Here is a 14,798-nt window from a genome sequence, read left to right as displayed (position 1 = left end):
CAGTGATAGAGAAAAAATTGATTATATTATCGGAAGGAAGATTATATAATGAACTTTAGAATTTAATTATTATTGGAATAAAATCTACGTTAAGAAGCTGAGGCGACGGTTAGGAGCTTCGAAGCTTTAGTAGATTTTATGTAAATAATAATATAAATTCTTAGTGAAATTATATTCCTTCCTGGAGATTATATAATCAATTTTTTCGTCATCACGGCATTCAAGCTCTAACGAACAATTTACATATGAAAGGAGTGTTTAATTTGCATCATGATTTAATAATTGTTGGCGGTGGAGCTTCTGGCTTAATTGCTGCTATTACTGCTAAAGATTTTGGAATAGATGTTGCAATTGTTGAAGGCAATGATAGAATTGGAAAAAAAATTTTAACTACAGGTAATGGTAGATGCAATATATCAAATAATTGTATAAAGCCACCTTTTATTAATTACCATAGTTCAAATCCAAATTTTCAATTTACTGCTTTAGATAAATTCTCACTTGAAGATACAAAAAATTTCTTTCTATCTTTAGGACTTCCAATTGTCGCATTACCTACAGGTAAACTTTATCCACAATCACTTCAAGCATCTTCAGTTGTGGATATTTTAAAAATGGCTATTGAAGATAGAAATATACCTTTATACACAAACTGCAAAATAAAAGATATCCACAGAGGTAAAAAATTTAAGTTATCCACAACTAATGAGGAGTATAAATTATTCACAGCTAATAAAATTATTTTAGCCTGTGGAGGAAAAACAGCACCTAAAACTGGCTCTGATGGTAGTGCATATAATATTGCAAAAAATTTAGGTCATTCAATAACACCATTAGTTCCTGGAATAGTTCAATTAAAATTAGACTACCATTCCCTAAAAGCTTTATCTGGAGTTAAATTTGATGGATATGCAACGCTTTTAGTTGATGATGAAGTTGTAAAAAAAGATTTTGGAGAAATCTTATTTACCGACTATGGAATATCAGGACCTCCTATTCTTCAAATATCAGCTTTAGCTTCTCAAAGCACATTTAATAAAAAGAAAACTGAAGTTGTAGTAGATTTATTACCTAGCTATTCAAAAGAAGATTTAGAAGATTTCTTAGAATGTCATTTTGCACTTCTTAGTCATAGACCTATAATTAATGCTTTGGTTGGTGTTATTAATAAGAAAATAATCCCTATCTTATTAAAAGAATGTGGAATAACTAATCTTCAAATGCCATGCTATGAACTTTCATGGAAAGAAAAAATGAAGCTAGTAACTACTCTAAAGTCTTGGAAGTTTACTTGTACTGGTACTAATGATTTTAATCAAGCTCAAGTTACTGTTGGTGGAGTTAATACTAAAGATATTAACTATGAAACATTAGAATCTAAACTAGTTCCTAACCTTTATTTTTGTGGTGAAATACTAGATGTTCATGGAGATTGTGGTGGCTTTAATCTTCAATGGGCTTGGAGTTCTGGCCATACTGTTGCAACATCAATTGCCCAAAATATATAGATTAAATATTTATTTCTATAAAAAAGTAGCAAATCCTAAAAATTATTTTTAAAATTTGCTACTTTTTCTATTCTAATTTAACATTAACTTATTCCACTTGCTAATTAACACAGTTAATTCTTTTCCTTCAATATCATCAATCTTATGAAGTATTACTACCCCATCTTCATTTTCTTTTATTTCATATGAAGCACTTATTTCTGTTCCATATCTGCATTCTTTTTCAAATACTACACTTAACTCTTTAAGTTCATAGTTTGAAACAATATCCAACGGAAGTGACTCTACCGCCCACTCAACATATTTAACATTATTTACGTGCATATTAGAATCTATATCACCATATCTAACTTTAAAGTTATTCTTACTCATTTCTTTAGTCAACTTTTCTAATTTGGTTATCTTAATATCTGGACAATTTTCAATATCTACTCCATATGCTATATATTGATCTTCAGGAATTCTTACAGCTCTTCTCCTATCTATATTTATTAATAAGAAAATCCCCTCTCCCTCTACTATTTTCTCGTTATTTTCATCATATATTTCATAAGATCTTGAAGCATAAAACTTTTTAAAGCTCTTAGCCATTGTCACTACTTTTATTTTTTCTCCATATTTAGGATATCTGTTTACCTTTATATCATATCTATAAAAAACATAAGCTAATCTTCTATCTGTTAAATAATCAATTCCAACACCTAATTCTTCTGATTGCTTACTTCCTATATCACAAAAATAATTAATTATAGATGATATTTTACACTCCAATCTATAATTTACCTCATAATAATGTACTTCATATTCTCTTTCTGTAACTGTTCCCATTATCAACACCCCTTCTTCTTTAAGCTATCAAAAAGAACCCATAAAAAATGGGTTCTAATATTTTTATCTATTTAAAGCTTCTAATAATTCTTCTAAGTTTATTCCATGAACGTATGCAGCTTGTTCAACTGTCTCTGCTTGTGCAGATGGACATCCAACACATCCCATTCCAAAACTCATTAAAATATCAGCCTTATTAGCATTTACTTTTATTATTTCTCCAATTGTCATATCTTTAGTAATCATGTTTACTCACCCAACCTTTTTTTTAAAATTATTTAATAAATCTATTTTATATGAAATATATGTAAAGTTCAATTAAATAATATTAATATAAACTCCCTAATCCGCTATTAATTTGATTTACAATAGAATTAATATCTATTCCATACTTTGTTGCCATTTCTTCTAAAGATGAAAATTGATTTTCTGTAATATCATATGTTGGTATACCGTAGCTCATTAATATATTGGCCGCTACAGGATTTTCTGCCATTGCATCACATAAATTTGTATATTTATCAATCATAATATGCACCTCTTATAATTTTACTCATTAATATTCTGCACATTATGAATTGATATTATACAAATATAAAAAGCCGTATAAAATATTTTTATACGACTAAATAAACTTTATATTATAGAGGCTTAACTCTCATAGTTTGATCTCTTCTTGGACCTACTGAAACAATTGAAATTCTAGTTTGAGTTAACTCTTCAATTCTTTCTAAGTATTTTCTTGCATTAGGATGTAATTCTTCATAGCTTCTAGCTTCTGCTACACTTTCATCCCATCCATCAAATTCTTCATATACAGGCTCACATTTAGCTAAATCTTCTAAGCTAGCTGGGAAGTAATCTATAACTTCGTCATTGAACTTATATCCAACACACATCATAACTTTTTCTAAACCAGCTAATGTATCTATTTTAGTTACAGCTAATGAAGTTAATCCACTAACTCTAACTGAAGTCTTTAGTATAACTATATCAAGCCAACCACATCTTCTTGATCTACCTGTAGTTACTCCATACTCATGACCTTTTTCTCTTATCCATTCTCCAGTTTCATTCTCTAATTCTGTTGGGAAAGGTCCTTTACCAACTCTTGTAGTATAAGCTTTAGCTATACCTACAGCATTAGTAATCATGTTTGGTCCTATACCAACACCATTAGCTACTCCACCTGCAGTTGTATTTGATGATGTTACATATGGATATGTACCATAATCTATATCTAATAACATCCCTTGTGCACCTTCAAATAAAACTGTTTTATCTTCTTTAATTTCATTATAAACTCTTACTGATGTATCCTTTACGAATGGTTTTAATTTCTCACCATATTTAGAATACTCTTCATATATTTCATCAAAACTTAATGCTTCTCCACCAAGCACATTAACAATATACTTGTTCTTCATTTCGATATTTTCCATAAGTTTTTCTTTAAATACTTCTTTATCTATAAGATCACAAACTCTTATACCACATCTTTCAAACTTATCTGTATAGCAAGGACCTATACCCTTACCTGTAGTTCCAATATCATTTTTACCTCTAGCTTTTTCTTTTAACTTATCTAGAACCTTATGATATGGCATAATAACATGTGCTCTATCACTAACTATTAATTTTTCTGGAGTTACTTTTACTCCTTCTTCTTGTAAGTAATCAATTTCTGAAAAGAAAGCCATTGGATCTACAACTACACCATTTCCTATTACATTAAGCTTTTCATCATGTAATATTCCTGATGGTATTAAGTGAAGTTTGTATTGCCTATCTCCAACTTCTACAGTATGACCTGCATTATTACCACCTTGATATCTAACAACTACATTTGCCTCTTCAGCTAAGTAGTCTGTCATTTTTCCTTTACCTTCATCTCCCCATTGAGCTCCTAAAACAATAAATGCTGACATTTATACATTGCCTCCTTTTAAGACATACTAATGGATTGTATCACTCTACAACCCCATATAACATGGTATCAAAGTAATTATAAAATTTCAACATCTCTACGAATATTTTTTTGCCTTCTATAAATATAATTCGTATAATATTATTATAAATTTATTTTCCGGAGGAGTCATATTATGAATATATACGAAGAGTCACTAAAATTTCATAAAGAATTAAAAGGTAAATTAGAAATAACTTCAAGAGTTAAAATTACTAACGAAAAAGATTTATCCCTTGCCTATACCCCTGGTGTTGCTGAACCATGTAGAGAAATACATAAAGATCCATCTACAGCTTACTTATATACTAGAAAGTGGAATACTGTTGCTGTTATTTCTGATGGTACTGCTGTTTTAGGACTTGGAGATATTGGTCCTTTAGCCTCTTTACCTGTAATGGAAGGTAAGTCTATATTATTTAAAGAATTTGCTGATGTAGATGCTTTTCCAATAGTTCTAGATACTAAAGAAGTAGATGAAATTGTCGATACTATAGTTAGAATTGCTCCTACTTTAGGCGGAATAAACTTAGAAGATATATCAGCTCCTAGATGTTTTGAAATTGAAAAAAAATTAAAGGAAAAATTAAATATACCAGTTTTCCATGATGATCAGCATGGAACGGCTATCATAGTTTTATCAGGCTTAATAAATGCATTAAAAATAGTTAATAAAAATATTGAAGACTTAAAAATTGTTGTTAATGGTGCTGGCTCAGCAGGAACTGCAATAACTAAACTTTTATTATCTTATGGTGCTAAAAATATAGTTATATGTGATAGAGATGGTGCTCTAAATAGGAATACTAATTATTCAAATAAGTACTTTGAAGAGCTATCTAAAATTACTAACCCTAATAATGAATCTGGAATTCTAAAAGATGTTATCAAAAATGCTGATGTGTTTATAGGTGTTTCAGCTCCTAACATAGTATCAAAAGAAATGGTATCATCTATGAATGATGATGCTATTATATTTGCTATGGCTAATCCAACACCTGAAATATTCCCTGATGATGCAAGAGAAGCTGGCGCTAAAGTAATTGGTACTGGCCGTTCTGATTTCCCTAATCAAATAAATAATGTTTTAGCTTTTCCAGGAATATTTAGAGGTGCTTTAGATGTTAGAGCTACTGAAATAAATGAAGAAATGAAAATAGCAGCTGCTTATGCAATTGCTAATTCTGTTTCAAAAGAAGAGCTAAATCCTAATTATATAATTCCAAAAGCATTTAACTTAGATGTTCAAAAAAAGGTTGCCGAAGCTGTTAAAGAAGCTGCAATTAAAAGTGGAGTTGCAACTATATAATAATAAAAATAAGCTGTATCAAAGTCATAATTTTGATACAGCCTTATCTTTATTACATTCTTTCTACACTTTCCATACCTAATAAATCTAATCCTTGTTCTAAAACATTTTTAACAAGATTTATTAAACTTAACCAAGATGCTTTCTTAGCTTCGTCTTCTTCAGATAATATTCTTGTATCATTGTAGAACTTATTAAAGTTATTAGATAATTCATATATAAATTCACAAATTTTATGAGGTGCTCTATCTCTAAAGCTTAACTCTATAACTTCATTGAATTTAGATAATTGAAGCATTAATCCTCTTTCTGATTCGCTTTGAGGTACTAAAATACTATTTTCAGCATTAAATCCTTCTGATTTATTTAATATAGATTTAATTCTTACTATTGTATATAAAATGTATGGTCCTGTATTTCCTTCAAAAGAAGCAAATCTATCTATATCAAATACATAATCCTTAGATGCTTGGTTTGATAAGTCACCATATTTTAATGCAGCTAAACCAACCTTTGAAGAAATTTCTTCAACATCTTCTTCTGCAATATTTTTATTATCTTTAAGCTTTTCTTTACCTGCTTCTTTAATCATATTTATTAAATCCGCAAGTCTCATTACTCCACCTTCACGAGTCTTAAATGGCTTTCCATCTTTTCCATTCATAGTACCAAATCCTATGAAATCTAAAACAGTATCTTCATGTGCTATTCCTGATTTTTTAGCAGCTCTAAAGAATTGTTCATAGTGAAGCCCTTGTCTCTTGTCTGCTAGATAAATTATTTCATCTGCCTTCATATCTCTAACTCTTTCTACAACTGTAGCTAAGTCAGTAGTTCCATATAAAGATGCACCATCAGATTTTAATAATAGTAGTGGTGGAACTGGACTCTTGTCAGTTTCTTCACTTACATCAAATACTAAAGCTCCTTCACTTTCTTGTGCAAATCCTTTTTCCTTTAATTCTTCTATCATTGCTGGAATGAATTTTTGTGCATCACTTTCACCATTCCATAATTCAAAATCAACATCTAATGCTCCATAATTTTTCTTTAAATCAGTAACTGAAACATTTAATATATGTTTCCATAAAGCAACATATCCTCTTCTACCTTGTTGAAGTTCAACTGTAGCCTGCTTAGCAGCTTCCATTACTTTTTCATCACTTTTAGCAAGCTTACTTGCATATGGATATATATCTTCAAGTTCATCTATTGTAAATGGAGCTTCTGTTGGATATTCTCCAGTAAAGTTTTCATCAAAGTATGGTAAAGAAGGATTTCTTCTTTCAACTTCTGATATTACCATTCCCATTTGAAGTCCCCAATCACCTAGGTGAACATCACCAACAACATCATGTCCTAAGAACTTTGCAATTCTTTTTATACTTTCACCAATTATCGCTGATCTTAAATGTCCAATGTGTAGTGGCTTAGCAACGTTTGCTCCACCATAGTCAACAACTATTTTCTTAACTTCTATAGCTTTTGAAACTCCAAAGTTATCATCTTTGTTCATTTTATTAACGTATTCTATTAAGAATTCATCATTAATATTCATATTGATAAATCCTGGTGCAACAGCTTCTAACTTTGAGAAAATCTTGTTATCATTTAATTTTTCAACAACCTCTTGTGCTATCATCATAGGTGCTTTCTTATGCTTCTTTGCATTTGCTAAAGCTCCATTACATTGATATTGGCATAAATCAGGTCTATTTGATACATTAACCCTTCCTGTTTCTCTTTCGTATCCTAGCTCTTCAAAAGCATTTTTAACTACTTCATTTATTTCATCAATAAATAATTTCATAACTTTACCTCCTGATTTTTTGTATTAAAATTTTAATTACTTAAATATATTACATATTCTTTGATTTCTCTGCACATTTTTCAACAGCACTTATAACTGTATTTCTAAATCCATTCTTTTCAAGGTCTATTACAGCCTCAATAGTTGTTCCTCCTGGAGAACAAACTTCATCTTTTAATACTCCTGGATGCTTTCCTGTTTCTAATGCTAATTTTGCCGAACCTAATATGCTTTGTTCTGCTAACTTATAAGCTTTAGCCCTAGGAATACCTAATTTAACTCCTGCATCTGCCATTGCTTCTATAAACATAAATACATAGGCAGGAGATGAACCACATAAAGCTATAAATGCATGAAAGTCTTTTTCTTCAAGAATTTCACACTTTCCAAATAAATTATATAATTTCTCTACATATTCTAATTCATTTGAATTTATATTTTTGTTTGGACAAATTGCTGACATACCTTCTCCAACTAATGCTGGTGTATTAGGCATTGTTCTAACAACCTTAATTTTTTTTCCAAACCATTCTTCTATTTGTGCTATTGTAATTCCAGCGGCTATAGAAATAATAATAGTATCATTACTAACTATATCTTTTATTTCTTCTATAACCTCTTTAGAGTAATATGGTTTAACAGCTAAAAATAAAACATTCGATTTTTTAGCTACCTCAGTATTAACTACTGTTGTTTGTACTCCAAATTCTTGATTTATTCTTTTAGCTGATTCTTCACTCTTTGTAGAAACTATGATATTATCATTATTTATTTCATTAGATTTAACTAATGCACCAAGCATAGCCCTTCCCATATTTCCACAGCCTATAAAACCAATTTTTCTATTCATACAACACCCCTTATATTTAGTGACAAGTGGCAAGTTATTTATAAAACCCTTTAAGGAATTTCTAAATTTGATACTTAGCACTTGAATCCTGTCACTTGCTAATTATTCTTTATGTACCAAATCTAAATCTGCAAACTTAGAATGCGCTCCAATCCAAGCCATCTTAACTGTTCCAACTGGACCATTTCTTTGCTTAGCTATAATACATTCTCCTATACCTTTTTCTTCAGTTTCTTTATTATAGTATTCATCTCTATACAAGAACATAACAACGTCGGCATCCTGCTCGATTGATCCTGATTCTCTTAAGTCAGATAACATTGGTCTATGATCAGCCCTTTGTTCAGGTGCACGAGATAACTGTGATAATGCAATTACTGGACATTCCATTTCTTTTGCTAAAGCCTTAATAGATCTTGATATTTCAGATACTTCTTGTTGCCTGTTATCACTACCAGCACTACCTGACATAAGCTGTAAGTAGTCAATAAGTATCATATCAATACCATGCTCCATTTTTATTTTTCTACACTTAGATCTCATATCCATAACACTAATACCAGCAGTATCATCAATATATATTCTAGCCTTCGCTAAAGGGCCTGTTGCCCTTGCAATTCTTTCCCAGTCATCATCCTCTAAGTTACCTGTTCTAAGCTTTAACATATCAACATTAGCTTGTGAACATAAAAGCTTATACGCTAATTGTTCCTTAGACATTTCCAGGGAAAATATAACTACACTTTTTCCTTCTTTTAAAGCCGCATTTTCTGCTATATTTAATGAGAATGTTGTTTTTCCCATAGATGGTCTGGCAGCAATAAGTACCATATCCCCCTTTTGGAAGCCAGATGTCTTAGCATCTAAATCCTTAATACCGGATCCAACCCCTGTTATAGCTCCTCTATTATTAAATAATCTCTCGATTTCTAAAAATCCTCTTTCAAGTACATTAGAAAGTGGCTCATATTCTTTAGAATCCTTCTTTTCTGCTATATCAAAAACTTTCTTTTGAGCTAAATCTATTACCTTTTCAACATCTCCACCGTTATTGTAACTTTCTTCAATAATAGATGTAGATGCTTTTATAAGCTTTCTCAAAGTAGATTTTTCTTCTACTATTTTTATATATGAACTTAAATTGGCTGTTGTAGGAACAGATGCACTTAACTCAGATATATAAGTAACTCCACCAGCCTTATCTAACATATCAGTAGTCTTTAAATACTCTAATATAGTTACTAAGTCTACCGCCATATCCTTAGCATACATTTCTTTTATAGCTTTATATATAGCCTTATGTCCATCTCTATAAAAATCATCTTCATTAAGCTTTTCTAAAACTTGAGCAATGGCACTTTTATCTATTATCATTGCCCCTATAACGGACTGCTCTGCTTCTATACTTTGTGGTAAACTTCTCATCATAGGTGCTTCCATAAATAATCCACCTCCCAATTTTTTATTATAATTTCTGCATCTTTTTCTATATATAACTTATTATATCAAAATACCCCCAATTTACTATGTATTTGTATAATAAATTTATTTCTTCACATAATAAAATTAAGCTTCCTATAAAGGAAGCTTAATCTACATTACTTCTCAAATACTATCTCCATTAGTTCCTCTATGTGACTTATAGATTTAACTTCAATATCTTCAAGTCCTAGAGGAACTTCTTTTTCGTTATCTTTAGGGACAGCAACAAGTTTAATTCCCTTTCTTCTAGCCCCGTATATCTTTTCAAATATACCTCCAACTGGCTTAACATTTCCTCTTAAAGAAATTTCACCTGTGATAGCAACGTCTTGACGAATTGGCCTTTCTGTAAGAGCACTTATTATACAAACTGTAATAGCAGCTCCAGCTGATGGTCCATCAATTTGACCACCACCAATTACATTAACATGGACATCATAATCCTTTATATCCTTATCTGTAATCTTTCTAATTACAGATGCTGCATTAAATACAGAATCTTTTGCCATAGAACCTGCAGTGTCATTAAACTTAATTGTTCCATGACCTTTTTTCTTAGCTGGGAATACTGTTGATTCAATTTCTATTGTAGAACCTAAGAATCCACTTACTCCTAATCCATATACATGACCAACTTCATATTTATCTAAATTATCTAATCTTTCAAATGGAGAATATCTTCCTATTGAAATAACTTCTTCAACATCTTTTAAAGTTATCTTATTACTTGCTTCATCACCACTTGTATTAAATAATGAATATCCATATGCATCAGATAGTATATTTACAGCTTTTCTACCTTCAATTGTATATTGGCTTATTAATTTTCCAACCCCATCTTCTAGTTCTACATTTAACTTTTCAGATGCATTATTAACTATTCCCTCTATATCATTTGAAGATAATGGTTCAAAATACACCTCTGTACATCTAGATCTTAATGCCGGATTTATCTGACTTGGATCTTTAGTAGTTGCACCTATTAAAACAAAATCAGCTGGTGCTCCCTTTTCAAATAAATATCTTATATATTCAGGGATATTTTCATCATCTGGATCATAATAAGAAGATGAAAACTCTACTCTTTTATCTTCTAAAACTTTTAATAATTTATTTTGAAGTATATCATCTAATTCACCAATTTCATCGATAAATAATACTCCTCCATGAGCCTCAGTAACTAATCCTGTCTTTGGCTCTGGAACCCCTACTTCGGCTAAATCTCTCTTACTTCCTTGATATATAGGATCATGTACTGACCCTAATAAAGGATTTGTTATTTCTCTTGGATCCCATCTTAATGTAGTTCCATCAACCTCAACAAACTTTGAATCATCATCAAAAGGTGTAAATCTTAGTTTTTTAGCAGCTTCTAATGAAAGTCTTGCTGCTGAAGTTTTCCCTACTCCTGGTGGTCCATAAAGAATTATATGTTGAGGATACGGTGAAGACATTTTTGATATTAATGATCTTACTGCTCTCTCTTGACCAACTATTTCATCAAAGTTTTCAGGTCTTAAAAGCGACATAACATTTTTATTAATATGCTTTGCATCTAATTTTTCTAACCTTTCTAGCTTTGCTGTAGTCTTTGTATTTTCTTTACCTTTTTGCTTTTTAATTATAGACAATTTAAGTTCATCCATAAACTTATCTTGTCTCTCAACTAAAGCCTTTTCTACTTCTGCTTCTATTTTATTTTGAACATATTTTTTAGCTATATTTTCTGATATCCAATAGGTAACATCCTCTAATACCTCTTGAGCTGTATCATCTGTTGGAACAACTTTTGCTCCATTCCCATCAGATGCTATAACATTTAATGCGTATATTCTTTCATTTATATCTGTTGAGTTAACATATTTTTGTAACTTAAATCTTACAGTTCTAGCTCTAATTGCACCTTCATCTAAAACATTCTTAAGAACATCAAATAATACATTAACTTTTGCTTCTATTGGTAAATCACTTGTTAAAATTCCTTCTAAGTTAACCCCTTCATTATATAAATTCAATGTTAATCCTCCTTATTGCTTAGGAACAATAATAACTTTCATCTTTGTAGATACTTCTGGATATAATTTAACTTCTACTTCATATTCTCCAGCAACCTTTATAGTATTTACAACAATTTTCTTTTTATCTATTGATAAATTAAATTTATTGTTTATTACTTCAGCTATATCTTTATTAGTTATTGCTCCAAATAATCTTCCGTTATCTCCTGCCTTAGCATCTATAGTAACTTCCTTACCTTTTAATTCAGCAGCTAACTTTTGTGCTGCTTCTAATTCAGCAAGCTTCTTTTTTCTTTCATTTTCTTTTTTTGCATTAACAACATGTAATGCATTAGCTGTTGCTTCTTCTGCTAATTTCCTAGGAAATAAATAGTTTCTTGCATATCCATCTGATGCCTCTATAACATCACCTTTTTTACCCATTTTCTTAACATCTTGTAATAAAATTACCTTCATATTATACACCTATCCTTTAAAGTTTTATTCTTTTAGTTCTAAATGTTTCTTTATTGCTTCTTTTAACATATATACAGCTTCATCCATTGTTCCATTTACTTTTGCCCCAGCCATATTCATATGACCGCCACCACCAAGCTCTTCTAGTATAACTTGAACATTTACTTCACCTGTTGACCTACCGCTTATAGTAATGGCATTATTTATTTCACATAAAACAAAGCATACATCAATTCCTGATATGCCTAGCAGCTCATCTGCTGCTCGTGCAACAATTACAGTATTATTTACCTCATTAGGACAAATAGCTATAGCTAAATTATCATGAACTTCAGCACTTTTAATAGTATCTGAAATTAATAAATAGTCTTCTAAGCTATCGGTAAACATCTTTTTAACTTCTATAGTATCTGCACCTAAAGATCTTAAAAAGGCTGCCGCATCAAAAGTTCTTACTCCAGATTTAAATTGGAATCCCTTAGTATCCATAAAAATTCCACCTAAAAGTCCTTCTGCTTCAACCTTTGAAATTCTTGGCTTCTGCAACATATATTGTATTAATTCAGTTACCATTTCTGATGTAGACGATGCATAAACTTCTATATAGTTTAGTAATGCCCCTTCTATTATATCAGGGCTTCTTCTATGATGATCTATGATTATCTTTCTATTGATTTTTTCAACTATACTTAAATTATTCACATATCCTTTATTATGAACATCTACTATTATTAATAATGTTTTATCATTAATTGCCTTTTCAGCCTCACTACTAGAAATTAACAAATTATCATATTTACTGTCACTCTTAAGCTTATTCATATAATAATCAATAGCATTATTATCATTATCAATTATTATATTACAACTTTTACCTAATTGTCTTATAGCTGACCACAATCCAACCGCAGCTCCAAAGGAATCCATATCTGGATTTTTATGCCCCATAATAAATATATTACTACTTTCAAAAATTAGCTCTCTTAACGCTTGCGAAATTACTCTTGCTCTAACTCTAGTTCTCTTTTCAAGCTCACGCGTATTTCCACCAAAGAAGCTTATCTTTTCATTATTTTTAATAACTACTTGATCTCCACCCCTACCTAATGCTAACTCCCTAGCAGTCATTGCATTATTATAGTTCTCTTGTGAATTATCTCCACCTCTGCCTATTCCTATACTTAAAGTGACTTCTAACTTATTACCCCTATCAATATTAGATATCTCATCTAATATACTAAATTTACAATTAATTTCATCATTAATATATTTATCTTGTACTGATAAACAATATTTATTATATTCATATTTAATAATCATAGCTTTTAATTTTTTGCCATATGAATTTATGGTTTTTTCTACTTCTGCAGCTAACATAGGCCTATTTGCTTCATCAGTTCCTTCTAATGCCTCTGATAAATTATCTACTTCTATTAACATTATACTTTCTCTAATTGAATACAAATCCCTTAAATTACTTACCTCATTAAAATATACTATATATTTTTGTTTAATATATGGACTATTTTCATTACTTATATTAGTTGCATATATGCTATAAAAAGAATCTTTTATCTTTACCCTTTGTCTTAAATCTTTATCACACTTTAATAACTTTTGCAAATCAAGATTTCTACCTATACTAAGTATATTTTGCTCTTTTAAGTCTAGTAAATTTAATTCTTCTTTTAATCTCTTATTAGCCCAAAGTATATTACCTTCATCATCAATTAAAGCTAATGGATATAACATATTTGAAATATTATCATTTATATTTGCTTTAATTCTTGTAGTTAAAGTATCCACTTTTTCATTGTATAGTTGTTTACCAATATCTGAATATGCATTCCATAATACATATATTATCAAAATTGCACTTGATAAATAAAATTCCTTTATATAATAAAGAAGTATTACTAAAATAGTAATCGCAATTGATATTAATAACTTCCTATACTTTTTGAGCTTTTTTTTCATAAAAGCCTCCTAAATTTTATATTAATAACGTCCCCTGATATGATTTTGAAGCTTAGTTAAACTCTTACCTTCCTTTTCATATTCATGTTCTTCAGCTATTCCTAATTTTAATTTTTTTCTCATTTCATCATCTACTTCATTGCAGCTATATCCTAACTTTTGTGCCAATACATATAAAATTAAAATAGCTCCAGCTATACAGTTTAATATAGAATCTTTGGCTACATTAGTGCCTCTTGTTAAAAGAGAAAAAAACTCACCTATAATACATAACAAGCTAGCTTTAAGCTCTTCTATAATTTTAATATTAGCCATAATATTTAGCTCTTCTTTTTTTTTCACTAAATTCTCACCTCTATTCAATACCTTGTATCTTTATTTTAATTATTTTTCTTTATTAATGCAACTAAATAGGGGTCCGAATTACAAATTATGTAATTATTTCGAAATATAAAAATAAATATCCACCAGCTAAGCTGGTGGTTTTTCATGAGCCCTATAAGGGCAAATTACTAGCTTGCGTCTTAAGACGCATAAATTGGTCCAGCAGCCGCATTTTATTTTACTTGCTACCCTTAAAAGGGTCGTTATACT

Annotated in this window: 13 protein-coding genes; 2 read left to right on the top strand and 11 right to left on the bottom strand. The window is 30.1% G+C overall.

Features of this window, described 5'->3' with window-relative positions:
* Positions 1-245 precede the first annotated feature (245 nt).
* Entirely contained in the window at positions 246-1,508 is a 1,263-nt protein-coding gene (locus tag Q0Y03_RS13645; protein ID WP_297714361.1) for an NAD(P)/FAD-dependent oxidoreductase, read from the top strand.
* Between the two features lie 72 nt (positions 1,509-1,580).
* On the opposite strand, the gene Q0Y03_RS13640 is transcribed toward Q0Y03_RS13645, so the two are convergent.
* The 4 genes from Q0Y03_RS13640 to Q0Y03_RS13625 all read right to left on the bottom strand — a co-directional run bounded on the left by Q0Y03_RS13640 (position 1,581) and on the right by Q0Y03_RS13625 (position 4,264).
* Complete coding sequence (locus tag Q0Y03_RS13640) at positions 1,581-2,336, bottom strand: acyl-ACP thioesterase domain-containing protein (RefSeq protein ID WP_297714360.1); 756 nt, start codon at positions 2,334-2,336, stop codon at positions 1,581-1,583.
* Between the two features lie 63 nt (positions 2,337-2,399).
* Complete coding sequence (locus tag Q0Y03_RS13635; RefSeq protein WP_297714359.1) at positions 2,400-2,582, bottom strand: DUF1858 domain-containing protein; 183 nt, start codon at positions 2,580-2,582, stop codon at positions 2,400-2,402.
* 82 nt (positions 2,583-2,664) lie between these two features.
* Positions 2,665-2,865: a hypothetical protein gene (locus Q0Y03_RS13630; RefSeq protein WP_297714358.1), complete on the bottom strand. Its 201-nt coding sequence runs from the start codon at positions 2,863-2,865 to the stop codon at positions 2,665-2,667.
* A gap of 112 nt (positions 2,866-2,977) precedes the next feature.
* Positions 2,978-4,264, bottom strand: a complete 1,287-nt coding sequence (locus Q0Y03_RS13625; protein ID WP_297714357.1) for an adenylosuccinate synthase — start codon at positions 4,262-4,264, stop codon at positions 2,978-2,980.
* 174 nt (positions 4,265-4,438) lie between these two features.
* Here Q0Y03_RS13625 and Q0Y03_RS13620 point away from each other — a divergent pair, with 174 nt between their 5' ends.
* Positions 4,439-5,611 (top strand): malic enzyme-like NAD(P)-binding protein, encoded by a 1,173-nt coding sequence (locus Q0Y03_RS13620; protein WP_297714355.1) that lies wholly within the window; start codon positions 4,439-4,441, stop codon positions 5,609-5,611.
* Positions 5,612-5,663: 52 nt separating this feature from the next.
* Here the strand turns inward: Q0Y03_RS13620 and argS are convergent, their stop codons facing one another.
* From argS to Q0Y03_RS13585, 7 genes are all read right to left on the bottom strand, one after another.
* Positions 5,664-7,421, bottom strand: a complete 1,758-nt coding sequence (argS, locus tag Q0Y03_RS13615) for an arginine--tRNA ligase (protein WP_297714354.1) — start codon at positions 7,419-7,421, stop codon at positions 5,664-5,666.
* A 49-nt stretch (positions 7,422-7,470) separates the two neighbouring features.
* Complete coding sequence (gene proC, locus Q0Y03_RS13610) at positions 7,471-8,271, bottom strand: pyrroline-5-carboxylate reductase (protein ID WP_297714353.1); 801 nt, start codon at positions 8,269-8,271, stop codon at positions 7,471-7,473.
* Between the two features lie 102 nt (positions 8,272-8,373).
* The gene (locus tag Q0Y03_RS13605; RefSeq protein ID WP_297714352.1) at positions 8,374-9,711 is read right to left on the bottom strand and encodes a replicative DNA helicase; all 1,338 of its coding nucleotides are present in this window, start codon (positions 9,709-9,711) and stop codon (positions 8,374-8,376) included.
* A 158-nt stretch (positions 9,712-9,869) separates the two neighbouring features.
* Positions 9,870-11,768 carry a Lon family ATP-dependent protease gene (gene lonC, locus Q0Y03_RS13600; RefSeq protein WP_297714351.1) on the bottom strand — a complete coding sequence of 633 codons (1,899 nt, stop codon included), beginning with the start codon at positions 11,766-11,768 and terminating at the stop codon, positions 9,870-9,872.
* Positions 11,769-11,780: 12 nt separating this feature from the next.
* Positions 11,781-12,227 carry a 50S ribosomal protein L9 gene (gene rplI, locus Q0Y03_RS13595; protein WP_195469045.1) on the bottom strand — a complete coding sequence of 149 codons (447 nt, stop codon included), beginning with the start codon at positions 12,225-12,227 and terminating at the stop codon, positions 11,781-11,783.
* A gap of 24 nt (positions 12,228-12,251) precedes the next feature.
* The gene (locus Q0Y03_RS13590; RefSeq protein ID WP_297714350.1) at positions 12,252-14,204 is read right to left on the bottom strand and encodes a DHH family phosphoesterase; all 1,953 of its coding nucleotides are present in this window, start codon (positions 14,202-14,204) and stop codon (positions 12,252-12,254) included.
* Positions 14,205-14,225: 21 nt separating this feature from the next.
* Positions 14,226-14,519: a MazG-like family protein gene (locus Q0Y03_RS13585; protein ID WP_291678190.1), complete on the bottom strand. Its 294-nt coding sequence runs from the start codon at positions 14,517-14,519 to the stop codon at positions 14,226-14,228.
* Positions 14,520-14,798: the final 279 nt, after the last annotated feature.

It is taken from the genome of Clostridium sp., from assembly GCF_026168755.1.
Classification (GTDB): domain Bacteria; phylum Bacillota; class Clostridia; order Clostridiales; family Clostridiaceae; genus Clostridium.
This window is presented reverse-complemented; position numbering and strand designations above follow the sequence as displayed.